The sequence below is a fragment of the Paenibacillus piscarius genome (genome assembly GCF_022234545.1).
GTDB classification, from domain to species: Bacteria; Bacillota; Bacilli; order Paenibacillales; family Paenibacillaceae; genus Paenibacillus_AQ; species Paenibacillus_AQ piscarius.
In genome coordinates this window covers 133,478-159,681 of sequence record NZ_JAIEUI010000011.1, presented here as the reverse complement: position 1 = coordinate 159,681, position 26,204 = coordinate 133,478, and the positions used below count along the sequence as shown (strand labels likewise).

Genomic DNA, 26,204 nt, shown 5'->3' with positions numbered 1-26,204 from the left:
GTGTTCCTCCCATGTATATTTATTTAAGGGGTCTTTAAGCTGTCCCCTTCATAGAGCTTCTGCAGTCCGTCATAGTCAACCGGAATAGTGATCCGAAGCGCCTCAATCTCGTGCTTGATTACATTTCCTTCACTGTCCAAGGCGAACAAGCCGTTCCCTTTCTCCTTATCCTGAAACTCTGGCACAAAGGTCTTCAGAGTGAGCTCCTTGGGCACATCCTTCAGCCGGTCAAAGATCAGCTCGCTCGGATTGCTGCCGTCATCCTCGTATAGTCCCAGTCCCGAAACGAACTGGACCGGACGGCCCTGATCATCCCACAGCTCCTGGATGAAGTTAGCGGGATTCAGCGGACTTGAGGAGCCTGTCTGTTCGATCCGCATCATGACGGCGGTGGAAACCGGTGTGAACTTAAGCTGCTCCAGCGTAAGTTTGACGCCGTCAGCCGTCCGTTCCTCTGTAGCAGGGAGGATCAGCCGGGCTGCATTTTTCTCTACAGGCAGCTCCAGCACAAACGGCTCCGCTACGCCCTCCATGGTAAACTTGGCCGTGAGGCTGAACCGGTCCGGCATCCAGGCCTCGGCGTTCTGATGGGAGAAGCTGGTCAGCTCAAACAGCATCGAATGGGGATCGGAGGAGGGCTTTCCAACCATGGATGGTCTTTGCTCGCCTTTCATTGCCTTCAGCGAAGTGCCATTGATGAACATCTCGAAATCTTTAATAGAGCCAACCGGATGAACCGGCTCGGCGTTTTCGCCTTCTCCTGTCCAGCTCACTTCAGACAAGCCGCCCGGCAGCTCCCGTCCTTCCCGCTGGACAGCCAGCGTCAGCCGTATGCCGTCATACATCACCTGCGGAATACCCAGCGTAATCCCGTCATGTGTAACCTTAACCCCCGGCTCGGCAGCTAAGCCCCGCACATCGGCGGTCTGCAGCCCCAGGTCACCGGTCATTTCGAAAATGCTTCCGACCACCGGCCATGCTTTCAGCGACTTCGCCATAACCGGCGATACATAGGCGCTGCCCATCAGGCCGATAATAGCAGCCGCAGCGGCAGCACCGGCGGTACGGGCGATAGCCTTGCGGGTCTGTCTGCGTCTTGTACCGGTTCCCGGTGCAGGCAAATCAGCCAGTGAAGCGTAAACGCCATCCTGGCGTGTCCGGATGAGCTCCGGCACCGGCTGCAGCCGGGCTTGTCCTTCTTGTCTAAGCTCTTGTTCCCATTTAAATGTTGTCATAAGCGAGCTTTCCTCCTCTTGTCGATTTGACGGTTTCGGCCAGTATCCCGCGCGCACGGTGCAGACGTGTCCTGACCGAGCCTCCGGAGATATCCAGCACATCTGCAATCTGCTTCACCGACAGATCCTGAAAATAAAATAAATGAACCACAATCCGCAGCGACTCGTCGAGCTGGTTCACCGCCTCGGTTAAATCCAGCTTGCTGCTGTTCTCGTAGTAGCGGCCGCCGGAATCTCTCTCCGGCACCTCCGGCATGGCAACGGTCCGGGAACGGTTGCGCAGCAGCTGATTGCATTCGTTAATCAGAATGCGGATCACCCAGGTTTTGAAATATTGCGGCTTGCGAAGGGTATGCAGCGATTGATACACCTTCAGCGTCGTCTCCTGAAAGACGTCTGCACAATCTTCATCCCGTCTGACAATGGTTTTGGCTAAGCTGTATAGTTCAGGTTCAAGCTTGCGAAACAGACGGATAAAGGCTTCACGATCTCCCTGCTGCGCCAGCTTGACTTCCTGTTCCATGTTCTTCAAGAATTTCATCTCCTTTATTGAGGGCCCTCTGTAAGATTAGATGAACTACCCCGGCGAAATGTTATATCTGCATGCAAAAAATTTAATGGAAAATACAGCTATACAAGAATGAACTTGAAAATGAAGTTCTCATTCTCAAGTTCACGTTGTATAGCTGTATATTGGGGGATAGCTATTATTGTAACGCAATATTACACTTCTTAATACGATTTAAGCTATTGCTTCACAATATCCTGCACAGCCTTATCCAGCTTCTCCAGCAGCTGATCATGGTTCAGCTGGCCGCCGAGGTATTCCTGCATCGCTGCCCCGAAGCCCTGGGTCACGCCGTCCGGGAACATATCCCAGTTCCAGCCGAGAGCGGTGGCGGATTTCTCCTGCACAGCAACGGCCACCTGGCCGATGTCCGCCGGATCTGCGGTGATGTTAGTCTCTGCCGGAATAAACTTGAATTCCTTGGTCAGGTACTTCTGGCCGGTCTCGGAGGAGACGAGCCAATTGAGGAAGGCTTTGGCTTCTTCCGGGTGAGCGGATTTGCTGTTCACAATGTAGTTGTTAGGCACACCTACCAGAATGGTGCCTTCCTGATCGCTGATCGGCAGCGGAAGGATGCCCAGATTCAGGTTGGGGTCAATTTTGTCGATGTCGCCCTGGGTCCAGTTGCCCTGCAGCATCATCGCGGCCTTGCCGGAGGCGAATTCAGCCACCTGGGTAGCATAATCAGTAGTCATCTTGTTATCCTGGGCGTTGCCGAAGATTACATCGACCAGATCCAGCCATTGCTTGAACACGGCATTACCTTTAATGGTCTGCTTTCCGGCCTTAACATCTTCAATGAATTGCTTCGGATCAGGTTGGTGGGCCAGGCCTACGTTGACGAGGTGAATCCCCATCGACCACCATTCATTGGTGGCTTCGAACGGGGTGATTCCGGCGGCCTTCAGTTTAGCGGCGGCGTCCTTGAGCTGCGGCAGCGTCTTGGGTTCTTCTGTAATCCCGGCCTTGGCGAACAGATCCTTGTTGTAGATCAGCCCATAGCCTTCGACATTCATCGGCATCCCATAGAGCTTGCCGTCCACGGTTGCCGGCGTCTTGGCGGTCGGAATCAGATTAGCGGCCCAAGGCTCATTGCTCAGATCGGTGGCGCGGTCCATATAAGGGACAAGTGCGGTATAACCGCCGTTATTGAAAATCTCGGGCTCCGAGCCGGAGGCGATCTCCGCTTTGAGCAGCGCGCCGTAATCCTCGCCGCCGCCATGTGTCTCGACCTCGACCTTCACCCCGGTCTCCTTCTCATATTCCTCAGCGAGCGCATTAAGCTGCTCGGCAATCTCTACCTTGAACTGGAACATCTTGATTGTAACATCCTTGGCCGGTGCTGCGCTGGCCTCCGGTGCAGCGGTCTCGGTGGACGCGCCGGGAGTTCCTGCCGCATTGCCGTTGTTTCCAGAACCCGCATTGCCGCTGTTCCCGCAGCCTGCAACAAGTAGAGTGCACACGGTTGCGATAATGAACGCGAACTTTCTTTTCATAGAATAACCTCCCTGGTCTGTGGTTCCTGCAATTCAATCGTAATGGATCAGAGCGCGGGCTTACACTTCATATATTGCTCGAAAAGGTGGATATTGTTGCAAGGGGCTTAGCCCTTAATGGAGCCTGACGTGACACCTTCCACAATATAACGCTGTAAGGACAGGAAGAACAAGAGGATCGGCGTAACCGCCATCACCAGACCGGCCAGCGCGAGGTCCCACTTCTTGGTGTATTGCCCGAAGAACTTGGTCACCGCCACCGGCAGGGTGGTCAGATCCTTGTTGCCTCCGATGACGAGCACCGGCAGCAGATAGTCATTCCAGATCCAGAGCGTATTCAGGATAATAACGGTCACAATAATCGGCATCAGGAGCGGGAAGACGATCCGGAAGAACACGCCATACGGATTGGAGCCGTCCACCCGGGCCGCTTCCTCCAGCTCAACAGGCACCGTCTTGATGAACCCGTGGAACAGGAACACCGACAGCGGCATCCCGAAGCCGAGATAACAGGCAATGATGCCGTACAATTCCCCGCGCAGCTCCAGAATACTGGTTACCCGGACCAATTGCAGCATGAGCGACTGGAACGGGATGATCATCGCCGAGACCAGCAGCAGGAACACGAAGGAATTGAAGCGTGTCGGCTTACGCACAATCTGATAAGCGGCCATGGAGCTGAACAGGACGATGAAGATCACACTCAGCACTGTAATTTGCAGGGAGTTCAGAAAAGCCTGCGGGAAGTCAATCGCCTTCCATACCTTCGTATAATTATCCCAGTGGAACACCTGCGGCAGCGAGGCCGCGTCGATCAGGATGTCCTTCAGCCCCTTCACCGAATTGCTCAGCACCAGATAGAAGGGGGAGAGGAACACAAGCGCCATAAGAATAGCGATAATCTCCAGCATGAAGTTTCGCGGACGGTATCTGCTGCTGTTCATTAGGCGGACACCTCTTTTCTCTTAGTAAGCCATACCTGCGTGACCGTGATCAGGGAGACGGCGGCGAAGAAAAGCAGGGCTTTCGCTGTGCCCAGGCCATACCGGTTATTGATCAGCGCTTCGGCGTAAATGTTATAGGCCAGCGACTGGGTCGAGGTGCCCGGTCCGCCTTTGGTCAGCGACAGGTTAAGATCGAACATTTTGAAGGCATTCGAGGTGGTCAGGAACAGGCAGATCGTGATCGCGGGCATAATCAGAGGTACATATACACTCTTGAACAGCTGCGGTGCACGCGCGCCGTCAATCCGGGCCGCTTCGGTCAGATCCTTCGGAATCCCGGCCAGTGCGGCGATATAGATGACCATCATATAACCGGCGGTCTGCCAGACGAATACAATGACCAGACCCCAGAAGCCCGTGCCGGGCGTTCCCAGCCAGGGAAGCTTGAAGAAGGAGAGGCCGGTCAGCTCGCCGATCGTGGCGAAGCCCTTGGTGAAGATGAACTGCCAGATGTAGCCGAGCAGAATACCGCCGATGACATTGGGCATGAAAAAGACCGTACGCAGCAGCTTCTTCGTCTTCAGCGTGGTCATTAGGATGAAGGCGAGCAGCAGCGCCAGAATATTGGCGGCCACTACCGAGACTACGGTGAAGCGGAGCGTAAACAGCAGCGACTCCCAGAACTTGTCATCATTGAGGAAGATCCGTTTCCAGTTGGCCGCGCCGGTCCAGACCGCTTTGTCCAGATCCAGCCCGTTCCAGTCGGTGGAAGAGTAGTAGAAGCCGAGCAGGAATGGGGTCACCACAATGGTCAGAAAAAAGAGCAGGCAGGGTCCGAGAAAGACAATTTGCTGTCCCCAGCCTTTGTGCAGGGTATGGGCTTTTCGCATAGGGAATCTCCTTTGATTCATATTTCTGCTTGGTTCACAGCTCCATTATAGGGAGCCTTGAGAAGGCCCGACACTCAATTTCATGATGACAAAGGTGGATTATATTGCAGCGCTGGGAGGGGTTGCACAAGGAGCGGTTGATCTGCAAGAATAGGCGTAGACTTAAGGCAGGGTGATATGGCATCCACAATATGTTCAGGAGGGTCCCCATGTTCAGAAACAGCATACGGACACGGCTGATGGCACTGGTGCTGCTGGCCTCCGTGATTCCGTCCGGCATCTCCATTACCTTCTCCTATCTCTACACCCGGCAGTCGGTCACCGAGCAGTCGGTGAAGCAGAACACGAAGCTGCTCACGTTGGGGGAGGCGAACCTGAGCAATTATTTCAGCGGTATGAACCAGCGGGCGATGTCTCTATACAGCGGGATCAATGTGCCCAGCTCGTTCTACACCCTGCTGCTTACCGCCAAAAGCCCGGCCCAGGCTCCGCCCGGTGCCATTATACCGGATAACCGCGCGGTCATCTCCACCCAGCTCTATAATCTGTTCCTCTCGGACCGCAATACGTTCCAGATCCATCTGTATGTCAGAGCGGCCAGACAGTCCAATCTCCTGCTGGGCGGGCTGTTCCGCCGGGAGGAGAACACGGAATATGCAGGGACAGATCATCCTGGCGACACTTACCGCCCTTATATTGAAGTCACCCATATGAACCACCAGTACGGGGTGAAATCAGGCTCTCCCAATCCCAATCTGAGGCCCGGGACCGTTCCGGTGTTCACCGCGCATTTTCCCATCTACAAGACACCCAGTGACAGCGTGCTGGCGGATCTGTCGATTGACTACAGACTGGATGAGCTGGAGGGTGTCGTCCAGTCAATGTACAATTCGGATACGGAGCGGCTGTATGTGCTGAGTGAGCAGGGACAAGCCTTGTTCGCCTCAGACCCGGATTGGGTCGGCAAGCGGATTGAGACGGGGTGGAGCCAGCTTCCGGACGGCGGGGACAGCGGCCATTTTACGTGGAAGAAGGACGGGTTCAAGGGGATTGTTATGTACAGGCACATCAAGGACCCGCTGTTTCGCGGCAGTATTATCAAGCTCGTGCCTTATGAGGACCTGTATGGCGATGCCAGGGTGATCACCCGGTTCAATATGGGCATCGGCCTCTTGTTCCTGCTGATTGGCGGAATCACCGCCGTGCTGATCTCGGTCGGCTTCACGCGGCCGATCAAGAAGCTGATCCAGTTCACGCAGAAGGTGCAGACCGGACAGCTTGATGCACAGATGGATGTGGAGCGGGAGGATGAATTCGGGCTGCTGACGCGCAAAATCACCGGGATGACAAGGACCATCAACGAGCTGATCGTGAAGGAGTACCGGCTGGAGCTGGCGAATACCACCAATCAGCTGAAGGCGCTGCAGGCCCAGGTGAATCCGCATTTTCTGTATAATGCGTTGCAATCCATAGCAAGCCTGTCCTTGCGCTACAACGCGCCGCAGGTGTATGAGCTCATCTATTCCCTCGGCAGCATGATGCGCTACTCGATGAATACAGAACGGACGCAGGTGCCGCTGCGGGATGAAACCCAGCATGTCGAGAATTATGTGATTCTCATGAAGGAGCGGTTCGGGGAAGAGAATCTGCGCCTGGAGATCGAGGCCACAGAAGAGGCGCTGGACACTGTCCTGCCCAAAATGATTCTCCAGCCGCTGGTGGAGAACATCTTCAAGCACGGCTTCGCGGATGGCATTCATCAGGCGGAGATCGGCATCACCTGTAAGCTTGAGGGTGAGTCGCGGCTGGTGCTTGCGGTGAAGGATAACGGCAAGGGCATGAGCCTTGAGCGGCTCAGTCAGATTACCGCCGGACTCCGCAGCAGCGGCCGGCCAGAGGATGAGCAGATCGGGCTGTACAATGTGCTGGCACGTCTGCGGCTGCAATTCGGCAGCGAAGCAGGCATGACGCTTAGGAATAATGAAGAGGGTCCAGGGCTTACGGTAACCCTGATCATTCCCCTTGGAACCGGTCAGGAATAATAACATTTGCGGGTGAAGGAGCGGCTGATATGAAGGTGCTGATTGTAGATGATGAGAAGCATGTGCGGGAGGCGATCCGGTATTTTGTGCCGTGGGACAAATATAACATCACCGCGATTTATGAGGCCGTGAACGGCCAGGAAGCGACCCGGATTATGCAGGAGCATCAGCCGGCAATTGTGTTCACGGATATGCGGATGCCGCTGATGGACGGGGCGGAGCTGCTGGAATGGCTGCACCGCCATTATCCGCATACGAAGACGATTGTCATCAGCGGCTACCAGGATTTCCATTACGTGAAGCCGGCAATTGTGTACGGGGGGACGGATTATCTGCTGAAGCCGCTGAACAGCAAGCAGCTCATCGCCTCAGCAGAACATGCCTTCAAGCTGTGGATGGAGGAGGAGGCCGAGCGGAAGCGGCGGCAGCATCAGGTCATGCAGCTCAATGCGCTGCGCCCGCTCTACTGGGAGAAGCTGCTGTCCGATCTGGTCAGCGGGGAGGCCTCCTTCCACGAGCAGAAGCTGGCGCTCTGCGCAGAGCTGGGGATGCCGATCGGCGCCTCAGCCTGCCGGGTGGCCGTTATCTCGCTGCAAGGCGCAGACTGCGGCCTGCTGCGGCGGTTCCACGGCGATGTGGCGTTGACCGCCTTCGTGCTGGCCAATGTCTGCAATGAGGTCATGGCGGAGGAGCAGAGCGGGTACGCCTTCCGCAGCTGGAAGGGCGGGAGCGAGCTGATTGTTCTGCTATGGAACGCTCCGGCGGAGACGGAGGCCATGAAGGTGCTTAACCGTATGAATGATGCCATCTGTCAGGCGTTCCGTGTCAGTGTGGATATCGGGCTTAGTCTGCAGCATCCGCTGCCGGAAGGGCTGGAGCTGGCTTTTGAGCAGGCGCGCCTGGGGCTGGAGGAGCGGAATCTCCTGCAGCGGGAAGGGCACATCCATCTGTTCAGGGAGCATTCCGGCGGGAGTGGACCTCTGGAAGACTACGCATTGGAGGACCAGCTGGAGAAGCTGCGGATGGCCGTCTTGTCCGGAGATCTGGAGCGGATGGACCGGGTGGTGGAGGAATGGGCGGATCATCTGGCCCGGCTGACGATGCTGACCGAGAGCGCCCTCCTGCATCAGCAGGCAGAGATTGTGGCTGTGCTGAAGCGCTGGCGGCCGGAGGAGGACATCCGCCTGGAGCTGTGTTATGACGCCGGAGGGCTGTTCTCGGTGGAGATGTGGCGGAGCCGGCTGCAGGCGCTGCTGCACCGGCTGTTCCAGGGCAACGCTGAGACCCCGGACCAACGGCTTGTCCACGAGATTAGAGCGTATCTGGACCAGAACTATGCGCAGGAGATGACGCTGCAGCATATTGCCGAACGTTTCTTCATCAGCAGGGAGAATGTGTCGCGCAAATTCAAGCAGATTACCGGCGAGAACCTGTCCGACTATCTGACCGGCCTGCGGGTGGACAAGGCAAAAGCCCTCCTGCAGAACACGAATCTGCGGCTGGCGCAGATCGCGGAGCTGGTGGGCTATGAGGATGAGAAGTATTTCAGCCGTGTCTTCAAAAAAACTGCCGGAGTTACACCGAGAGAGTATCGCAATTCGGTATCTATATAGAAACATTTAGCGAAATAGCAAAGTACCTGAGTCATCATAGCAGCTAAAGCCCCGCTTTATGGGGGGACTAATTGCTGAAGTAGTCTGCGACCCCTTCGGCTACAGCCTGGGCCGCCTTCCGCTGGTAGGACGCCTTGCGCACCACTGATTCATCATACGGATTGCTGAGGAAGCCCAGCTCCACCAGGGTGGACGGCAGCGGGTTCTCCCGCAGAATATGATAATTCCCGTAGGACAGGCCGTTGCTGCGCAGACCGATACCCTGGCCGAGCCGGGTCTCAATGGCTCTGGCCAGCCGCAGATCATTCTGCTCCGAGTAGAAGAAGGTCAGCGTGCCGGAGACATTCTTCGGCGAGGAATTATAATGGATGCTGACAAAAGCATCCGCACCGAGCCTCAGCCCGAGCTGTACCCGCTGGGACAGGGCAGGCTTCTGGTCCCCGCGCGTGCGGGTCAGCTCCACTCGGGCTCCCTTGGCGGTGAGGTAATCCCGCAGATAGAGTGAGGTCTGCAGCGTCAAGTCCTTCTCCATCGTGTTATAGGTGGTGCCCATCATCCCGGGATCACTGCCGCCATGGCCGGGATCGATTACAATCAGCTTGCCGCGGATACTGCCGGCCTTGCGTACAACACTCCGGCTTGGACTACTGGAGCCTGCCGTGCTTGTACTGACATTGCGGATGCCCCCGCCTGACAGATATTCGCCGGCTACCCAGCCGACCGTTCCGCCGGCGGTGCGGACCCGTGACCATTCGCCCTGGCGGAGCAGAATGGTTACCTTGTCGCCGGACTGCAGGGAGCCGACGACCTCATGGCCGGTTCCCGGCCCGCCCCGCAGGCGCAGCGAGGAGGCGGTGACAGTGGCTGTGCCGCTGGAAGCTGCCGAGGTCTTGACCGGCGCTTTCGCGCTGCCGGAGCCGGACGGGCTTCCGGCGGATGAAGCGGGCGCTGCTGCGCTTGTGCGCTTCAGGTAATATCCGGCCACCCAGCCGGAGACGGACCCGGCCCGGACCTTGAGCCAGCCGTGCTGCTCATCGGTTACGGTAACTATGGCACCGCCTGCCAGATTGCCTGAGACGGCGGCGCCTGCTGCAGGCTCGCTGCGGACATTCAGAGAGCTTGCATATACTTTGGCGCTGTAAGCGGAGAAGGCATAGGCTTGCGAAGACGGTAATACAGGCAGCACAGATGTAGTAAGCAGACAGGCTGCCAGGAGTGCGGTATGTATTTTTTTCATAACCAAAAAGCCTCATTTCCCGGATAGATATACCGCTATTACCCGTTTCATCGGCTGGAGAACACTAAATAATTAAATTTGAATCTACTAAAATGAATTGGATTCGGATAACAACGCGAATGGAAGCATTTCTGATATGCTCCTTATTATTATTGTAAACTCTATTCCCCGCCGGGAAACTTCTGTATAATTATTACATATCGGGAAACACAAAGGAGTGCCGCCGTGATCAGACCTAGATTATTCATTGGATCTTCGAGAGAATCCATCCGCTATGCCCGGGCTATTCATGAACAACTTAAGCGCAGCGCCGAGGTTCATCCCTGGTATGCCGCAGCCTTCCGGCCGAATGAATACACGATGGAGTCGCTGGAGCGCAATCTGGATATGAGCGATTTCGCCGTATTTGTCTTCTCGCCGGATGATGTGGCGCGGATCAGGGGACAATATTATTATGTGACCCGGGATAACACGCAGTTTGAGATGGGCCTGTTCTGGTCCAGACTGCGGCGCGGCCGCGTCTTCTGCCTGCTGCCGGACCAGGTGCCCGCCCGCAGTGATCTGATCCCGGGCGAGAATGTGGAAGCGTATCATCTGTTGTCCGATCTCTCCGGGCTGACGCCGCTGGAATATGAATCACAGCATGAGAATGTAACGGCTGCGGTGGATGTCAGCTGCGGCAAGATTATCGACATCATTCAGGCGCAGGGCAAATATCATGATCCGGCAGTGGAGCTGCAGCAGCTTCGTTCAGAGCTTAGGCGAAAAGAAAGTATCCTTCACTTCTTTTGGCAATATAATAATAATGTATCGCCCCCCCAGGCGGGGGAGAAGTATCAGGCGCTCAGTGAGGCCATCCGCAATTCCTTCGTGGCCCCGGAGGATTGCCGGGTGATCGGTGCCGCCATGTGGCGGGCCGAGGAGGGCGAAGGGCTGAAGCAGGTCGGCGGCAATGTGGGAAAAGGGCATGTCTATCCGTTCTCGGCCTCCGATGAGCCGGGCGGTAAGCCGGGTGTGCTGGATGCTTTTTTGGCGAAAGAATGGACGTTTTTACAGCGAACGGAAGTTGCGGAGGTATATATCCTGTGCTATCCTTTAGGTGAGAAGCATGTTCTGTCGGTGCATTTCTCTGGCAACCAGGGATTGTCGGCAGAGGATCTCACCGCAGTTGTGGCCTATAACCGGGATTTGTTCCGTACCGTCAATCATTTAGTGGGAGGGGACTAACAGGATGAAGAATATGAAGAATGCCGTTAGTATATCCAGTAGTGCCCGCCGGTCCGCAAGCGGTGACGGCAACAGCCCAGGCGCGGGCAGCAAGGGCCGTCCCAGACGCAAATCCGGCACCAAGCTTACACCTTCGGTACCAGGCGTGTATCTCGCACCTTCCCTGGAAGGCGGAGACGACGAGTACAAGAAGCTGGTCAGCGGCAAGGTGGATAACAGCAAGCCGTCATTTGCTTAGTTAAGCGTAGGAAGCAAATCACTGGAATCATTAGATAACAAGTCACTGGATAACATTTAAGAGTTACTAAGTAACATCTTCATGATGCCTCCAGCAGGTACAATACAATTTTATGTTTTACGCAGCTCTCCGGTGGACGCCGGGGGCTATTTTGTTTTTGGTTGTTTGGTGGGAAGCGGGCCGGGTGGGGCGAGGAGAGGGAAAAGTCCCTTTGATTTGGTGGGAAGTGGGCTACTTGATGAGATGAGAGGGATAAATCCTTTTGATTTGGTGGGAAACGGGCTGAGTGGTGGGATGAGAGGGATAAATCCCTTCGGTTACGTGGGAAGTGAGCTAATTGGTGAGATAAGAGGGATAAGTCCCTTTGATTCGGTGGGAAGTGGGCTAGTTGGCAAGTTACAATGTGTTGGCGTGAAGGTGCACGGGCCAAATGAGGAGCACTAATGCACCAGAATTCGCCGAAAGTCGGCGGCCCGCCCAAAGAAGCCGCCCGGTAGGATGGGCGGCTTCGGTATCCAAACATACTATTGCGCGGAGGAGACGTTACTCCGCTTCTTCGCCAGCTCCCGGCGGACCACCGGGGCGACTTCGGTAGCGAGCAGCTCGATGGCTGCGGCTACCTTGGCGTAAGGCAGGCCGCCGATGTCGAGCTGGGTCATGAAGCGGTGGTGGCCGAACAGCTCATGCTGGTAGAGGATCTTCTCAATAATCTGCTGCGGGCTGCCCACGGCCAGCGTGTTGTCCGGCGAGGTGAACCCGCCGAATTCGCTGCGCGGGACGCGGTATTCCTGGCCGGGGCTCGGGCTGATCGCGTTGCGGTAGCTGTAGTAATAGGGGTAATACTCATCCAGTGCCTGCTCGGCGGTCTTGGCGATATAGCCGTGGCTGGTAATGGCGATCTTCAGGTCCTCCGGCTGGTGCCCGGCGGCGGCTCCTGCACTGCGGTACGACTCGGCCAGATGCCGGAACGGCTCCGGGCTGCCGTTCAGAATCGCAATGGCCATGCCGGTTCCGAGCGTTCCAGCCTTCGCTGCGCTCTCGGCCGACCCGCCGATGCCGACCCAGAGCGGCAGCTTCGGCTGGAACGGACGGGGAGCAATCTCGGCGTTATGCAGCGGGGAGCGGAATTTGCCCTGCCAGTTCATGACCTCATGCTGGTTCAGGGTGAGCAGCAGGTCGAGATTCTCGCTGAATAGCTGCTTGTAATCCTCCAGCTCGTAGCCGAACAGCGGGAAGGATTCCAGGAAAGCGCCGCGTCCGGCAATAATCTCAGCCCGGCCGCCTGACAGCAAGTCCAAGGTGGCGAAATCCTCGAAGACCCGCACGGGATCAATGGTGCTTAGCACGGTCGTGGCGCTGGTGAGCTTGATCCGCTGTGTAACCTGGGCAATGGCCGCCAGGACAACGGGCACCGAAGAGATCACGAAATCCAGCCGGTGATGCTCGCCCACACCGAATACATCCAGCCCGGCTTCATCGGCCAGCTTCGCGGCGGCAATCACTTCATGCAGGCGCTGGCGCGGGCTGATCCGCTGCCCGGTATGGCAGTCGGTGACGATATCGCCGAGTGTATAGATGCCGAACTCGAACGCCGGCAGGCTGGTTTCTTTTGCAGGCGTATTCGCTTGCGTATTCCCTTGGTTATTCATGGTACTGACTCCTTATAATCCAGAATTTAGATAACTGCATAGCTTAAGCTTGTCCGTTAGTGCAAGGATATAGCCCAGTATAACACAATAACTTACTAAATGTAAGTATATGAGCGGAAGTTTGCGATTGGCCATTAACAGGGACTGCTCCCTCGTTACTGTTTCATAGTTTCAGAAGAATGTCAGCATCAAATCAAATTAATCCGCCCGGATATTGTGTATTTTTATTGACAGATCATCTGAGGGATGATATTTTAAGTTTACAAATTCCAATCGATTTACTTTGGATTATAAATTACCGACTGTACATACAGAGGTGCCTGCGTGATTGCTGCGCGAGGTTCCTCTGTTTTTTGTTACTAAGGGAATTCAGCCAGAAGGAGGAGCAGCTATGGGAGAGGCTTTGTTGTCTATTACAGAACTGAATAAGCACTTTGATACCGCTGGGGGCCAGGTTCAGGCCCTGGAGAATGTGGAGCTGGAGGTGCAGGAGGGCGAGTTCATCACGGTGATTGGACCCAGCGGCTGCGGCAAAAGCACCCTGCTGCGCATCATCGCCGGTCTGGATACCGGCTATACGGGCAGTGTTACTCTGGAGGGAGCAGCGATCAGCGGACCGGGAATCGATAAGGGGTTTATTTTTCAGGAGCACCGCTTGTTCCCCTGGCTTACGGTAGAGAAGAATATTGCCTCCGATCTGCCGCTGGGCAGGCCGGATATCCGGCAGCGGGTAGATGAGCTGATTGAGCTGGTGAAGCTCGGCGGCTTCGAGAAGTCCTATCCCCGTGAGCTGTCGGGAGGGATGGCCCAGCGTGTAGCGATTGCCCGGGCGCTGCTGCGCAGTCCCAAGGTGCTGCTGCTGGATGAGCCCTTTGGCGCGCTGGATGCTTTTACCCGGGCGCATATGCAGACGGTGCTGCTCGACATTTGGCGGCGTAACCGGACGACGATGATCTTTGTGACCCATGATATTGATGAAGCTGTGTTTCTGGGCAACCGGGTGGTCATTCTGGAGCCCCGTCCCGGCCGGATCCGCAAAATCGTTCCCATTGATCTTCCCTATCCGCGCAAGAAAACAACAACCTCCTTTCAAGAGCTGCGGCTCAAGGTATTGAATTACTTCGAGAAGGTGGATGAGCTTGAACTGAAGGACGGGGCCGGAATATAAGTGAATCCAGATTCTATATCCGACTTAATCCATGAGAATATATTAATTAATTCAGAAGGAGAGACAGCCATGGCTCAAAGAACTGTAGCGGCAGGGAATGCCGGAAGAACCGGCCGGTCTGAGGGACCCGGTAAAGTGGTCATTGCCGGTCTGGGGCTGCTGCTTCCGGCAGGGGTGCTGATTCTGTGGCAGCTTCTGGGCCATTACGGAGTGATCTCCGAGATGCTGTTCCCGACGCCTTATACGATTGTCCAGTCGTTCATTACGCTGGCGTCTACCGGGGATTTATGGAGCAACCTGAGAATCAGTGTCGTGCGGGCATTGTCAGGCTTTCTGCTTGGCGGCGGGCTCGGTCTGTTTTTTGGCATACTGGTCGGATTATTCCGCCGGTCGGAGAAGCTGCTGGACCCCTCGCTGCAGATGATCCGGATGATTCCGAGCCTTGCCGTAGTGCCGCTGTTCATTCTCTGGTTCGGCATCGGTGAAGAATCCAAGGTGCTGCTGATTGCCAAAGGGGCGTTTTTTCCGGTCTATATCAATACCTTTATGGGGATACGCGGGACGGATAACAAGCTGTTTGAGGTAGCCAGAGTGCTCGGCTTCAGCAGAGGGAAGCAGATTGTCCGGCTGGTGCTTCCTGCGGCGGTGCCGAATATTATGCTCGGGGTGCGCTTGTCGCTGGGACTCTCCTGGCTGGGACTGGTGGTCGCGGAGCTTATTGCTTCTACCTCGGGGATCGGCTACATGATGTCAGATGCCCGCCAATTTGCTGATACGCCCGTTGTATTTGTCGGAATTATTGTATTTGCCGCTGTCGGACTGCTGAGTGACACGATTGTCCGCCTGATCGAACAGCGCCTGCTGCGGTGGCGGGACAGTTATCAGGGATAGGAGGGGAAGAACAGCATGAGTGAAGGGATAGAAGCCATAATCAAGACAGCCAAGGGGGTAAGGGAAGCCCGTGATTATAGCGGAACTGCCTCAATTACTACGGCTAACAACAAGAGAGTGACAGATTCTGGATTCTGGAAAAAGCTTCTGTATGACTGGGGGGCCGGAGCAGCCATTCCCGTAGCGGTACTGGCCGTATGGCAGCTTGGAGGGAGTGCAGGCTGGATCTCGCCGGAGTTCCTTCCGGCACCGCTGACGATCCTCTCCGCATTTGCGGATCTGGCCGTTAAGGGGGAGCTTATCCATCATCTGGGCGTCAGCATCGGACGGGCGGGCATCGGGTTCCTGATTGGAGGAATTCTCGGCCTGCTGCTGGGGACATTGACCGGCCTGTTCCGCAGCGCAGCCTATCTGCTGGACCCGAGTGTGCAGATTCTGCGGCTGGTTCCGCATCTGGCGATTGCCCCGTTAATTATTCTGTGGTTTGGCTTCGGGGAGGTTTCGAAGGTGGTGATTATCATGAGCGGCTCCTTCTTCCCGCTCTATATTAATACCTTCATGGGCATCCGGGGCGTGGACAATAAGCTGTTCGAAGTGGCCCGGGTGCTTGGCTTCAGTCCGCTGCAGAAGCTGCGGCGGCTGATTCTGCCGGCTGCGCTGCCCGGCATTCTCCTGGGACTGCGCTTGTCGATGGCGGTGGCCTGGATCGGCCTGGTGGTTGCTGAGCTGATCGGATCACAGTCCGGGGTTGGCTTTCTCATTAATGAAGCGAAGCAGAATTCCAATACCGCAGTTATATTTGTCGGAGTCCTTATTTTCGCCGTGGTCGGCAAGCTAATCGATTCTCTATTCCGTGTCATCGAACGCAAATTCCTGTACTGGCGTGACAGCTATCAAGGGTAAAGACGGGCTAATGCAACGCTAACGCTAATGAAACCAAGGGGGCAACAACATGAGCCAACCGGCACTGAAGGAAGCATTGAAACTGACGGCAGATGTACTGGTAATCGGCGGAGGTCCGGCAGGAACGTGGGCGGCACTTACAGCCGCAGCCAAGGGAGTGAAGGTGATCCTGGCCGATAAGGGCTACTGCGGCTCCAGCGGTGCGACTGCCCCGTCGGGCACAGGCGTGTGGTATGTGAAGCCGGAGGCGGAGCTGCGCGAGGCAGCGAAGGCCAGCCGCTATGCGATGGGCGGCAAGCTGGCGGAGCAGCGGTGGATGGACCGGGTGCTGGACCGCACTTATGAGAATATGAACAGATTGGGCGTCAGCGGCTATCCGTTCCCGGTCGATGAGGAGGGCAATCCATACCGCCGGGGTCTGCAGGGACCTGAATATATGCGGCTGATGCGCAAGCTGGTGAAGAAGGCGGGAGTGAAGATTCTGGACCACAGTCCCGCGCTGGAGCTGCTAGCCGATGAGCATGGGGTAGCCGGAGCGGCCGGTGTGCAGACCCAGAGCGGAGCAGCCTGGAGTGTGCATGCCGGGGCGGTGGTTATCGCTACCGGGGGCTGCGCTTTCCTCAGTAAGGCGCTGGGCTGCAACGTCCTGACGGGTGATGGTTACTTATTCGCTGCGGAAGCCGGGGCGAGCCTGTCCGGCATGGAGTTCTCCAATGCCTATGCGATCTGCCCGACCTTCTCCTCTGTAACGAAGACCGCGTATTACAGCTATGCCAGCTTCTATTATGAGGACGGCAGCGTGGTGGAAGGAGCAGGCTCCAAGAAGGGCCGCTCGGTCATTGCCAGGAATCTGCTGGCGGGCCGCCAGGTGTTCGCGAAGCTGGACGGAGCCGATGAGACCTTGCAGCCGCTGCTGCGGGTAGCGCAGACGAATTTCTTCCTGCCGTTCGACCGGCGGGGCATTAATCCCTTTAAGGATCTTTTCCCGGTCACCTTGCGGCTGGAGGGGACCGTCCGGGGGACCGGCGGCATCCGGATTACGGATGAGCAGTGCGGTACAGGCGTCCCCGGCTTGTACGCGGCGGGAGATGCCGCCACCCGCGAGCTGATCTGCGGCGGATTCACCGGAGGCGGCAGCCATAATGCCGCCTGGGCGATGTCCTCCGGCTCGTTCGCCGGAGAAGGGGCAGCCGCCTATGCAGCCGCACTCGGCCGGCATGCGGATCACCGCACACCCGTCGGGCTATCCTCTTCACCGCTGGTTCACCAGGAAGTGAAGGCGGGAGCGGCGGCCAGAACCGCAGAATATGTGGAGGCTGTGCAGGCAGAAGTCAAACCGTACGATATTAATCTTTTCCGTACAGAGCAGGGGTTGACCTCTTCACTGGAACGTCTGGACGGACTATGGAAAGAGCAGCGCAGCCGGGAAATCCAGCGCACGCCGGAAGGTGTGAAGGCGCGTGAAGCTGAGGCGATGACGGCAACGGCACGCTGGATGTACAGCTCCGCACTGGCCCGCACCGAAACCCGGGGAATGCACAAACGGGAGGACTTCAAGGGAAGTGATGACAGCCAGCATCACCGCTTAATCAGCGGCGGACTGGATCAGGTATGGGTGAAGACAGAAGAGGTAGCGAAGGAGAGTGTATTGTTGTGATTGAAGTCATCAGCGCTGAGCGGTGCGTAGAATGCAACCAATGCGTATCCGTCTGTCCGACCAATGTATTCGACCGGGTAGAGAACGGAATTCCCGTGATCGCCCGGCAGAGCGACTGCCAGACCTGCTTCATGTGTGAGCTGTATTGCCCGGTGGACGCGCTGTATGTCGCTCCGGATTCCGAGGGGATTACCGGCATTACAGAGGCGGAGCTGGAGCAGCAGGGCCTGCTTGGCGGATACCGCGAGAAGGTAGGCTGGGGCAAGGGCAGACAGCCGGTGGCTAGTCATGACTTCATGGTGAAGCTGGCGGCCCGGGCAGGATTCTGATTTCAGATAGGCGTGAACAACATCCAGTAGACGACTGAGGGGAGAATACAGCAATGAGCAGATTGTACAGAGAGATTAAAGGTGTATGGAGCAAAGGGGGACGCCTCACGCTGGTTACAGCTGTGGTGATGATCATGCTGGTAATGCAGGCTTGCGGCAATAATACAGGCTCGGGGAGCAACACGGCAGCAGGCAGTGGAGGTACCAATACCGCTGAAGCGGCTGGCGGCAAGGCTGCAAGCAATGTTCCGGCCGTGCTGAATTTCGGCTATATCGGCTCCAATAAGCTGAATCTGCCGGGAGGCGCGGAGGGCTGGGGCCTCTACAAAGGTATTATTCAGGAGGAGCTGAAGCAGTACGGAATTACCGAAATAAAGCTGACCGGCTTCCCGAACGGACCGGATCAGACGGAATCCTTAATCAGCGGAAGACTTGATTTCGGCAGCCTCGGGGATACCCCGGCGATTATCGCCTACGCCTCAGGAGCCAAGACCCGGCTGATCGCCCAGACCTCAGCGCATACGGTCGGTTATCTGATCGGCAAGAAGGACGGGCCGAAGACGGTGCAGGACTTGAAGGGCAAGACGATTGCGATCCAAAAAGGCTCGTTTATGCACCGTTACGTAGTCGGCCTGCTGAAGCAGGAGGGCGTAACTGATTATAAGCTGGTGCACATGCTGATTCCCGATGCAAGCGCAGCACTGGCCCGCGGCGATGTAGATGCGACCACCAATAACGGTGTGGCGGCGCTTAAGCAGATAGAGCAGGGGTACACCCATCTGGATGATGCTTCGTCCCATCCGGATCTGCTCGGAAGCAGCGCTACCGTAGTGTCGGAGGAGTATCTTGCGAAATTCCCGGATTTCCCCAAGGTCTGGAATGCGGCACGGGAGAAGGCACTGGCCGACCTGAAGCAGCATGAAGAGGAATACTACAAGTTCCTGGCGGAGATCGGAGATACCACCCCGGAAATCGCGAAGCAGGTCACTCCGATCAGTGATATCAAGGATACAGCCTTTACGGATGACGGCCTTAAGCTGCTGGAGGGGACCAAGAATTTCCTCGTCGAAGAGAAGCTGGCCAAGAAGGATTTCAATATCAGCGATTGGCAGATCAAGTGATTCCTGATAGGGAAACGGAGGAAATGCCGATGTCTCAAGAAACCTTAACCATTGAACATTTCAAGCTGCCGCTGGAGAATGGGCTCTATCTGGAGGGCGAGGTGCGGGTTCCTGCGGGGACTGCACTGAAGCCCGTACTCCTGCTCAGCCATGGCTTCAGAGGACATAAGGATTGGGCGTTCTGGCCGGAGGTCTCCGCCAGAATTGCCGGCAGCGGGTTCTACACCGTAAGCTTCAATTTCTCGCGTATCGCTGCCCGTGGTGCTGACGGGATTAGCCCGGAGCAAGCAGCCGAAGCGGCTACGCTGAGCAGAGAGCTGCTGGATCTGGAGCAGCTGCTCAAGAGCCTGCTTGAAGGCAGGCTGCCGCTTGCCGGACTGGCCGACACGGAGCGGATAGCGGTGCTGGGGCATAGCCGTGCAGGCGGGAGCAACATTCTGTTTGCGGCAGAGCACCCTGAGGTGAAGGCGCTGGTGGTCTGGAACGGCGGTGCTGCACAGCAGCCTCAGCAGGGCGAAGGTACTGCGGCGCTTACACCGCAGGAGCTGGCGATCCGGGAGGATCAGCAGCGGAATAAGGAGCGCTTCAATCTGGAGGACGCGCTCAGCAGAGTATCAGCTGCTGCGATGCTGATTCAGGGCGATCAGGACCGTGAAGCCCTGCTGCAGCAGCATGCCGGCTTCAGGGAACAGGCGCCGCAGCACCGGTACCTGGGCATCCGGGGTGCAGATCACACCTTCGGCACGGTAGATCCGTACGAAGGCTCCACCTCTGTGCTGAATGAGGCTGTCGCCTCGACGATAGCATTTTTGCAGGAGAAGCTGGTCTGAACTTAGTTCTATACATTTCAGAAGAACCATGAAGAGGAGGAAGCGGAATGCCGCAGCAACAGCAGGCAACAGCAGATGTTCTAGTGCTGGGCGGAGGCCCGGCCGGAGCATGGGCGGCATGGAGTGCAGCTTCTCAGGGAGCGAAGGTGATTCTGGCCGATAAAGGATATCTCGGAACAAGCGGGGCTACCGCTCCGGGCGGGACGACGCTGCTGGTCATTCCGCCGGTAGCCGAGCTGCGGGAGCAGGCCGTGCAGGACAGACTTAAGGCCGGCGGCTATCTCTCGGAGAATGCCTGGATACACCGTGTGCTGGATCAGGTTGAACAGAATCTGCAGCTGGTAGAGGAATGGGGATATCCCTTCCCAAAGGATGAGGATGGCAGGCCGCTGCGGACGCATCTGCATGGCCCGGAATACATGAAGATTATGCGCAGAGTGGTGCGCAAGGCCGGAGTGCGCATCTGGGATCAATCGCCGGCGCTGGAGCTTCTCCATGATCAGCACGGCGTGGGCGGTGCCCGGGGAATCAACCGCCTGACCGGAGAGAGATGGGAAGTGAAGGCGAATGCGGTGATTATGGCTACGGGCGGCTGCGCCTTCCTCAGCAAGGGGCTGGGCTGTAATGTGCTTACCGGTGAAGGGCTGCTGATGTCAGCCGAAGCTGGTGCCGAGCTGTCGGGCATGGAATTCACCCGGCAATATGCTCCGAGCTTCGCAGATGGAACGGTCACCCGCGGGCGGATGCTGGCCTGGGCCACGCTGTATGATGCTGCGGGCAGGCCGCTGCACCGGGGCGACCGCACCTTCGGCAGCATTCCCGAGCTGATGCTGAAGGGCCCGGTCTATGCTTCTCTGGATTTGGCAGATACGAAGGAGAAGCAGGACTTCCTCCGCAATGCCCATCCGATCTTCTTCATGCCGCTGGAGCGGGCGGGGCTTGATCCGTTCAAGGATAAATTTCCGCTGACGCTCCGCTATGAAGGCACGATGCGCGGCACGGGCGGCCTGCGCCTGACCGGCCCCGGGTGTGAAACCTCGGTGCCGGGGCTGTATGCGGCAGGCGACGCCGCCTCCCGCGAGAAAGTGACCGGCGCCATCTCCGGCGGCGGCGCCTATAATGCATCCTGGGCCATCTGCAGCGGCAGCTGGGCAGGCCGGAGCGCGGCGCGGCACGCTCTGCAGGAACGGCATCCGGCGGGCAGCCGGCTGCTCCGCGCAGCGGGCCGCTACGGGATGTCGGCTGGCGCCGGCACCGCAAGGGCGCTGGACGCGAAGCCGCTGATCGGGGCGGTCCAGCAGGAGATCCTGCCGCTGCGGATCAATTACTTCCGCAGCGAGCCCGTGGTCGCTGCTGCCCTGCAGCGCCTGAACTGCCTGATGCCCGAGCTGGGCGGGCAGGTGCCTGCCACGGTTCAGGGCATCGTGCAGTCGCGTGAAGCGGCCGCCATGCTGAATGTCGGCCGCTGGATCTACACGGCCGCGCTGGCTCGCAAGGAGAGCCGCGGGCTGCAGCGCCTGGCCGAGTATCCGGCGCTGGACCCGCGCCAGACCCACCGCCTGATCCTCTCCGGCATTGATACGATCGGCATCCGCACGGAACGTGTGCCTCATGCCCATGAGCTGCGGATTCCGGGAAAGGAGCGGGCCATATGATTGAGCTGGTCAGCCAGGACCGCTGCATCGGCTGCAGGCTGTGCGTGAAGGTCTGCCCGACGAATGTCTTCGCGATGGAGGGCAAGCTTGCCGTCATTGCCCGCCAGGAGGATTGCCAGACCTGCTTCATGTGCGAAGCCTATTGTCCGGCGGATGCATTGTATGTGGCGCCGCATGCTGATAAGGAAGCGAATCCGGATGAGCAGGAGCTGATTGAGGCTGGCCTGCTTGGCAGCTGGCGGAAGGAGATCGGCTGGAATCCGGGCGCGGAGGACACGATGGCAGAGCGGGACACGACACCGTTCTTTGAGGTCTTCACCGAAGCTTACCGCGGCAAGTAGCAAGAGAGATGCAAGCAAGCCACAGGTGTTCTGCAGCCTTTCCAGGCAGCGGAACATCTTTTTGTATAGAATCGCTTCATTTGTGTCTAAGTAATATGAAATAATCAGGGCAATACTAGGATCGTACCGATACATATAGAAGAAGGTTAAGCTGCTGCAGAAAAATATAAATTATTTTAAATATATACGAATCCCCCGGTTGAGATTATACTAAAGTGAACGACCATTTCTTCAGCAGACATGAGCTTCTCCCCATACCTACACACATAGACACTAGAATATAATGCTGGAGGAACTTGAATGAGCACTACAGAACTTACTAGCCAACTTTCCAGTTATACAGGAAGGCTGCTGCGGGAACGCTTCGGGAAGGGACCAGAGTCGATACATGCTTCGATCGGAGAACAATGTATCGCGCTGCATATCCGTAATTTTATCGGGCCTGTGGAGAGGTTTTTGTTAAATAAGGAAGAGGAACAGGCATTTCGTTATACAAGGGAGCTTCTGATGAAGTCCTTGCTTCCCGAGCTTGCGGCTTACCTGAAGGAGAATATGGCTATTGAGGTCGGAGAGCTGTTCTATGATTGGGGCATACATAACGCATCGGGTATGATCGTTGCACTGATCAAGAATGACGGTACGCTCATCGACAATTATGCCGGGCGTGAAGAGGTCCATGCCCAGATTAGCGAAGTAAGCAGGAAAGTGCAGAAGGAACCGGTCTTTATCGACTCCTGGTGGCTGGGCTCCCGCATACTGATCATCAAGCGCGAGGGCATCCTGATCCCGCTGGAGAAGGAACTGATCAGCCTTGGCTATGAGAATACACTTAAGACGACCAAACGCAAGATGGAGAAGCGGTACCTGGAGGACACTACTACCATCGCCCCGATGCTCGGCAAAGAGCTGTCGGACATCTATGTGGACTGGGACTTCGACAAGGACACCAGTGTGATAGCCTATACTTTTCAATAAAGTCTAACCATATATGAGGCGGAAATGAGCCGGACATGCGAATGAGCCGGACATGAGCCGAAGAAGGGGGATACGTCCCTTTCTTCGGTTTTTTTATTTTCTGTCTATCCGCGGCAGGTGCTGCTGTGACTTTTTAGGAGGATTAGCCGGATGGAGGAGTACAAGCGGACAGTCCTGTATGTGGAAGATAATGAGCTGAACATGGCTTTGGTCTATCATATCTTCAAAAGAAACCTGCCCTCCGTATTGCTGCTGAAGGCGGAGACGGCAGAGCTCGGCTTAAGCCTGGCCCGGGAAGCTCTGCCGGATCTGATCATCCTGGATATCGCGCTTCCCGGCCTTAACGGATATGAAGCGCTGGAGATTCTGCAGCAGGATGAGGCGACCCGTCATATCCCGGTGCTCGGGACCAGCGCATTTGCCCAGGTCTCGGATATTGAGAGGGCCCGCCAGAAGGGTTTTGCCGCCTACATCACGAAGCCGTTTCAGGTCAAAGCATTTACCGAAACCGTGAAAAGGCTGCTGAACAGCCAAGACTAAAGTGCGGGCTGTGCACACTGCAACAGAGGGATCATCAAAGACGGGGAACTGGGGAGAGCTCTGTCTGGCAGGTGGTTCGCCAAATTGTGACAATGATTTGACTTTCGCCCGGTTATACAAGATATTTATATTGCAGATTTAATATAAATTTATTGCAATAATCACTTCACGAACGGGCGGTGAGTCTTATGCTAGAACGGAATACGGGGATGTCCTCTCCATGGGAACAGGCATTTAGGACAGGAACTGCCGGAGTAGCCTTTCTCTCCATTTCTGAAGAATGGACTGGTGTGAATCCGGCGGTATCCCTCTTGCTCGGGTATACGGAAGAACAGTTGCTGGGATATGGCTTCACAGAATTTGTGGAGGAGGGTTCCCTTCAAATACATAACACCAGGATGGGGACTCTGCGGTCGGGGGAAGCCCCGTTTGGTGTATACGAAATCCGGATGATCCATGCGGACGGCTCCGCAATTCCGGTGCTGCTGCATGTGACAAGGGTCAGCGAGCCCTCGACGGGTGAAGGGCTGTATTATATCGTTCATCTGGCTGAAGCGGCGGCTGCGGAAACCGGCGGGAAGCGCTTCAGCCCGCCGGAAGGGCTGTCCCAACTCATTGCCGACAACATACGGGATATTATCTATTATGCTTCACCGGGTACAGTCTGCCGGTACTGCTCGCCGTCTGTCGAGGAGATTCTGGGGTACAGACCGGAGGAATTGACCGGGCATGACCTCAGCAGACTGGTCCATCCCGAGGATATGGAATGGATCAGCACTCCGGGGGCTTGGGAAGAACCCAGCGTCCAGTTACGTATCCTTCATGCGGACGGACACTACCTCTGGATCGAATTCACCCTCAGAATTATAGAAGACGGGGATGGAGCAAGCGGCGTGCTGGCCGTGGGCCGTGATGTGACCGGGCGCAAGGCGGTCGAGCAGAAGCTGCAGGAAACGATTGAACGGTATACCTCGCTTAAGAAGTATAATCACGATGCCATTATCTCCCTGGACCTGGAAGGGCGGATTATCAACGGGAATGAACAGGCCGTGCGCCTGACCGGGTATACAATTCCTGAGCTGGTAGGCATGAATGTCGGGCGGATTATCGGGGAGCATCACCTGCAGAGTGTGACCGGCAGCGGCCAGAAGAGCGGGTCCATGGAGCAGGATATTGATCTGATCTGGCATAAGAACGGGCATACCGTAGAGGTGCTCACCACCCTGGCGCCAATTATTATCAATAAGTCCACTGTCGGCTCCTATATTATTGTCAAGGATATCACCGAGCAGAAGAAGCTGCTGATCGCCAAAGAAACCGCAGAGAATACGAACCGGGCCAAGAGCGAATTCCTGGCCATGATGAGCCATGAGATCCGCACCCCGATGAACGGGGTCATCGGCATGACCGATCTGCTGCTGGAGCAGAGCGAGCCGGGTTCCCAGCAGCGGGAGTATCTGGAGCTGATCCGGCAGAGCGGGGAATCGCTGCTTAATATCATTAACGATATTCTGGATCTCTCCAAGATTGAGGCGGGCAAAATTTCGCTGCACGCCGAGCCGTTCGTGCTCCAGCACTGCCTGGATTCGGCCCTGGAGGTGCTAAAGCTGAAGGCGGAGCACAAGGGTCTGTCCTTGCAGGTCGAGGTGGACCCGGAGGTGCCGCAGCATCTGGTAGGCGATGGGGAGCGGCTGAAGCAGGTCCTGATCAATCTGGTTGGCAATGCTGTGAAGTTCACCTGCACCGGCGGCATCCGGGTCAGCGTGCGGCGTCTGGATGGAGGTCCGGCGGGAGTGACGCTGCAATTCACCGTGGCGGACACAGGCAGAGGCATTAAGGAAGAAGCCCGCAGCCGTCTGTTTGAGCCGTTCTACCAGCCGGATGAATTCATGAGCCGCCGGGCCGAGGGGACGGGGCTGGGGCTTGCGATCAGCAAGCAGCTTGTGGAGCGGATGGGCGGGCGTATCTATCTGGATACCACGGCGGCAGAAGGGGCGACGTTTGTATTTACCGTGGTGCTTGAGGCAGAAGCGGAAGCCGTACCTGCTGAGGGGCCGGGCGGGGCCATGCCGGAGGCGGAGCCGCTAAGCCGCAGCCTGCGCATTCTGGTGGTGGAGGACAATGCCATCAACCAGACCGTCCTGCGCAAAATGCTGGAGAAGCGCGGGTTAGCCGTGGACGTGGCGGAGGACGGACTGCAGGCTGTAGCGATGGCCGCACAGCAGAGCTACGACCTGATCTTCATGGATATCCAGATGCCCGGCCTGAACGGTCTGGAGGCGACTGCGAGGATCAGAGAGCTGGAGGCGGAGGGCCGCCGTCCGGTGATTGTTGCCGTGACCGCCAATGCGCTCAAGGGCGACCGGGAGTTATGCCTGCAAGCGGGAATGGATGAGTACATCAGCAAGCCGCTGCGAAGTGAAGCCATCGGGAATGTGCTGGCGAAGTTTTTCTGAGCCCTGAGAACAGGAGGTTCTGTTCACCATTCCAACACAAATTTGCATTAAAGCTGTAATGCAGTGCTGTAAGGTCTTGCACCGGGAACTCTTTTTGATTAAGATAGCAGAAACTGGTGTATGCAATACACCGATATACCATGAAATGACAATGACGAAGAGAGTAAGCACTGTATAGCGGATCAGAACAGGGAAGGTG

The 26,204-nt window shown here is 56.7% G+C and carries 23 protein-coding genes; 16 read left to right on the top strand and 7 right to left on the bottom strand.

The window, feature by feature from the left end:
* Positions 1–23: 23 nt before the first annotated feature.
* From K1558_RS18480 to K1558_RS18460, 5 genes are all read right to left on the bottom strand, one after another.
* Positions 24–1,235 carry a DUF4179 domain-containing protein gene (locus tag K1558_RS18480; protein WP_238653123.1) on the bottom strand — a complete coding sequence of 404 codons (1,212 nt, stop codon included), beginning with the start codon at positions 1,233–1,235 and terminating at the stop codon, positions 24–26.
* Positions 1,222–1,758: a sigma-70 family RNA polymerase sigma factor gene (locus K1558_RS18475; protein ID WP_238653181.1), complete on the bottom strand. Its 537-nt coding sequence runs from the start codon at positions 1,756–1,758 to the stop codon at positions 1,222–1,224. The genes K1558_RS18480 and K1558_RS18475 overlap by 14 nt, the downstream gene beginning before the upstream one ends.
* 224 nt (positions 1,759–1,982) lie before the next feature.
* Positions 1,983–3,299, bottom strand: a complete 1,317-nt coding sequence (locus K1558_RS18470; protein WP_238653122.1) for an ABC transporter substrate-binding protein — start codon at positions 3,297–3,299, stop codon at positions 1,983–1,985.
* Positions 3,300–3,406: 107 nt separating this feature from the next.
* Positions 3,407–4,243 (bottom strand): carbohydrate ABC transporter permease, encoded by an 837-nt coding sequence (locus K1558_RS18465; protein WP_238653121.1) that lies wholly within the window; start codon positions 4,241–4,243, stop codon positions 3,407–3,409.
* Entirely contained in the window at positions 4,243–5,133 is an 891-nt protein-coding gene (locus K1558_RS18460; protein ID WP_238653120.1) for a carbohydrate ABC transporter permease, read from the bottom strand. The genes K1558_RS18465 and K1558_RS18460 overlap by 1 nt, the downstream gene beginning before the upstream one ends.
* Before the next feature lie 209 nt (positions 5,134–5,342).
* On the opposite strand from K1558_RS18460, the gene K1558_RS18455 reads away from it, so the two are divergent.
* Positions 5,343–7,175, top strand: a complete 1,833-nt coding sequence (locus K1558_RS18455; RefSeq protein ID WP_238653119.1) for a sensor histidine kinase — start codon at positions 5,343–5,345, stop codon at positions 7,173–7,175.
* A gap of 29 nt (positions 7,176–7,204) precedes the next feature.
* On the top strand, positions 7,205–8,788 hold the full coding sequence (locus K1558_RS18450; protein WP_238653118.1) for a response regulator: 1,584 nt from the start codon (positions 7,205–7,207) through the stop codon (positions 8,786–8,788).
* Between the two features lie 67 nt (positions 8,789–8,855).
* Here the strand turns inward: K1558_RS18450 and K1558_RS18445 are convergent, their stop codons facing one another.
* The gene (locus K1558_RS18445) at positions 8,856–10,025 is read right to left on the bottom strand and encodes an N-acetylmuramoyl-L-alanine amidase family protein (protein ID WP_238653117.1); all 1,170 of its coding nucleotides are present in this window, start codon (positions 10,023–10,025) and stop codon (positions 8,856–8,858) included.
* Between the two features lie 225 nt (positions 10,026–10,250).
* On the opposite strand from K1558_RS18445, the gene K1558_RS18440 reads away from it, so the two are divergent.
* Together K1558_RS18440 and K1558_RS18435 are read left to right on the top strand one after the other, a co-directional pair.
* Complete coding sequence (locus tag K1558_RS18440; protein ID WP_238653116.1) at positions 10,251–11,252, top strand: TIR domain-containing protein; 1,002 nt, start codon at positions 10,251–10,253, stop codon at positions 11,250–11,252.
* A gap of 4 nt (positions 11,253–11,256) precedes the next feature.
* Positions 11,257–11,490, top strand: coding sequence for a hypothetical protein (locus tag K1558_RS18435; RefSeq protein ID WP_238653115.1), 234 nt, complete (start codon positions 11,257–11,259; stop codon positions 11,488–11,490).
* A 524-nt stretch (positions 11,491–12,014) separates the two neighbouring features.
* Here K1558_RS18435 and K1558_RS18430 read toward each other — a convergent pair.
* On the bottom strand, positions 12,015–13,139 hold the full coding sequence (locus K1558_RS18430) for an LLM class flavin-dependent oxidoreductase (RefSeq protein ID WP_238653114.1): 1,125 nt from the start codon (positions 13,137–13,139) through the stop codon (positions 12,015–12,017).
* A 391-nt stretch (positions 13,140–13,530) separates the two neighbouring features.
* Here K1558_RS18430 and K1558_RS18425 point away from each other — a divergent pair, with 391 nt between their 5' ends.
* The 12 genes from K1558_RS18425 (at position 13,531) to K1558_RS18370 (ending at position 26,005) form a co-directional block, all read left to right on the top strand.
* The gene (locus K1558_RS18425; RefSeq protein WP_238653113.1) at positions 13,531–14,307 is read left to right on the top strand and encodes an ABC transporter ATP-binding protein; all 777 of its coding nucleotides are present in this window, start codon (positions 13,531–13,533) and stop codon (positions 14,305–14,307) included.
* A 69-nt stretch (positions 14,308–14,376) separates the two neighbouring features.
* Positions 14,377–15,198 carry an ABC transporter permease gene (locus K1558_RS18420; RefSeq protein WP_238653112.1) on the top strand — a complete coding sequence of 274 codons (822 nt, stop codon included), beginning with the start codon at positions 14,377–14,379 and terminating at the stop codon, positions 15,196–15,198.
* A 15-nt stretch (positions 15,199–15,213) separates the two neighbouring features.
* The gene (locus tag K1558_RS18415) at positions 15,214–16,101 is read left to right on the top strand and encodes an ABC transporter permease (RefSeq protein ID WP_238653111.1); all 888 of its coding nucleotides are present in this window, start codon (positions 15,214–15,216) and stop codon (positions 16,099–16,101) included.
* Between the two features lie 49 nt (positions 16,102–16,150).
* On the top strand, positions 16,151–17,758 hold the full coding sequence (locus tag K1558_RS18410) for an FAD-dependent oxidoreductase (RefSeq protein WP_238653110.1): 1,608 nt from the start codon (positions 16,151–16,153) through the stop codon (positions 17,756–17,758).
* Positions 17,755–18,087, top strand: a complete 333-nt coding sequence (locus tag K1558_RS18405) for a 4Fe-4S binding protein (RefSeq protein ID WP_238653109.1) — start codon at positions 17,755–17,757, stop codon at positions 18,085–18,087. The genes K1558_RS18410 and K1558_RS18405 overlap by 4 nt, the downstream gene beginning before the upstream one ends.
* A gap of 53 nt (positions 18,088–18,140) precedes the next feature.
* Positions 18,141–19,208: an ABC transporter substrate-binding protein gene (locus K1558_RS18400; RefSeq protein ID WP_238653108.1), complete on the top strand. Its 1,068-nt coding sequence runs from the start codon at positions 18,141–18,143 to the stop codon at positions 19,206–19,208.
* Between the two features lie 29 nt (positions 19,209–19,237).
* Positions 19,238–20,038: an alpha/beta hydrolase family protein gene (locus K1558_RS18395; RefSeq protein WP_238653107.1), complete on the top strand. Its 801-nt coding sequence runs from the start codon at positions 19,238–19,240 to the stop codon at positions 20,036–20,038.
* Between the two features lie 47 nt (positions 20,039–20,085).
* Positions 20,086–21,693, top strand: a complete 1,608-nt coding sequence (locus K1558_RS18390; RefSeq protein WP_238653106.1) for an FAD-binding protein — start codon at positions 20,086–20,088, stop codon at positions 21,691–21,693.
* A complete protein-coding gene (locus K1558_RS18385; protein WP_238653105.1) occupies positions 21,690–22,034 on the top strand; it encodes a 4Fe-4S dicluster domain-containing protein in 345 nt (114 codons plus the stop codon). Before K1558_RS18390 ends, K1558_RS18385 begins: the two co-directional genes overlap by 4 nt.
* Positions 22,035–22,334: 300 nt before the next feature.
* Positions 22,335–23,009 (top strand): Na-translocating system protein MpsC family protein, encoded by a 675-nt coding sequence (locus tag K1558_RS18380; protein ID WP_238653104.1) that lies wholly within the window; start codon positions 22,335–22,337, stop codon positions 23,007–23,009.
* Between the two features lie 150 nt (positions 23,010–23,159).
* Positions 23,160–23,549: a response regulator gene (locus K1558_RS18375; protein ID WP_238653103.1), complete on the top strand. Its 390-nt coding sequence runs from the start codon at positions 23,160–23,162 to the stop codon at positions 23,547–23,549.
* A gap of 188 nt (positions 23,550–23,737) precedes the next feature.
* A complete protein-coding gene (locus K1558_RS18370) occupies positions 23,738–26,005 on the top strand; it encodes a PAS domain-containing hybrid sensor histidine kinase/response regulator (protein WP_238653102.1) in 2,268 nt (755 codons plus the stop codon).
* Positions 26,006–26,204 lie beyond the last annotated feature (199 nt).

Bases quoted from the DNA above. Each gene is read 5' to 3' on its own strand.
- K1558_RS18480 (WP_238653123.1), bottom strand. From the start codon at position 1,235: ATGACAACATTTAAATGGGAACAAGAGCTTAGACAAGAAGGACAAGCC.
- K1558_RS18475 (WP_238653181.1), bottom strand. From the start codon at position 1,758: ATGGAACAGGAAGTCAAGCTGGCGCAGCAGGGAGATCGTGAAGCCTTT.
- K1558_RS18470 (WP_238653122.1), bottom strand. From the start codon at position 3,299: ATGAAAAGAAAGTTCGCGTTCATTATCGCAACCGTGTGCACTCTACTT.
- K1558_RS18465 (WP_238653121.1), bottom strand. From the start codon at position 4,243: ATGAACAGCAGCAGATACCGTCCGCGAAACTTCATGCTGGAGATTATC.
- K1558_RS18460 (WP_238653120.1), bottom strand. From the start codon at position 5,133: ATGCGAAAAGCCCATACCCTGCACAAAGGCTGGGGACAGCAAATTGTC.
- K1558_RS18455 (WP_238653119.1), top strand. From the start codon at position 5,343: ATGTTCAGAAACAGCATACGGACACGGCTGATGGCACTGGTGCTGCTG.
- K1558_RS18450 (WP_238653118.1), top strand. From the start codon at position 7,205: ATGAAGGTGCTGATTGTAGATGATGAGAAGCATGTGCGGGAGGCGATC.
- K1558_RS18445 (WP_238653117.1), bottom strand. From the start codon at position 10,025: ATGAAAAAAATACATACCGCACTCCTGGCAGCCTGTCTGCTTACTACA.
- K1558_RS18435 (WP_238653115.1), top strand. From the start codon at position 11,257: ATGAAGAATATGAAGAATGCCGTTAGTATATCCAGTAGTGCCCGCCGG.
- K1558_RS18430 (WP_238653114.1), bottom strand. From the start codon at position 13,139: ATGAATAACCAAGGGAATACGCAAGCGAATACGCCTGCAAAAGAAACC.
- K1558_RS18425 (WP_238653113.1), top strand. From the start codon at position 13,531: ATGGGAGAGGCTTTGTTGTCTATTACAGAACTGAATAAGCACTTTGAT.
- K1558_RS18420 (WP_238653112.1), top strand. From the start codon at position 14,377: ATGGCTCAAAGAACTGTAGCGGCAGGGAATGCCGGAAGAACCGGCCGG.
- K1558_RS18415 (WP_238653111.1), top strand. From the start codon at position 15,214: ATGAGTGAAGGGATAGAAGCCATAATCAAGACAGCCAAGGGGGTAAGG.
- K1558_RS18410 (WP_238653110.1), top strand. From the start codon at position 16,151: ATGAGCCAACCGGCACTGAAGGAAGCATTGAAACTGACGGCAGATGTA.
- K1558_RS18400 (WP_238653108.1), top strand. From the start codon at position 18,141: ATGAGCAGATTGTACAGAGAGATTAAAGGTGTATGGAGCAAAGGGGGA.
- K1558_RS18395 (WP_238653107.1), top strand. From the start codon at position 19,238: ATGTCTCAAGAAACCTTAACCATTGAACATTTCAAGCTGCCGCTGGAG.
- K1558_RS18390 (WP_238653106.1), top strand. From the start codon at position 20,086: ATGCCGCAGCAACAGCAGGCAACAGCAGATGTTCTAGTGCTGGGCGGA.
- K1558_RS18385 (WP_238653105.1), top strand. From the start codon at position 21,690: ATGATTGAGCTGGTCAGCCAGGACCGCTGCATCGGCTGCAGGCTGTGC.
- K1558_RS18380 (WP_238653104.1), top strand. From the start codon at position 22,335: ATGAGCACTACAGAACTTACTAGCCAACTTTCCAGTTATACAGGAAGG.
- K1558_RS18375 (WP_238653103.1), top strand. From the start codon at position 23,160: ATGGAGGAGTACAAGCGGACAGTCCTGTATGTGGAAGATAATGAGCTG.
- K1558_RS18370 (WP_238653102.1), top strand. From the start codon at position 23,738: ATGCTAGAACGGAATACGGGGATGTCCTCTCCATGGGAACAGGCATTT.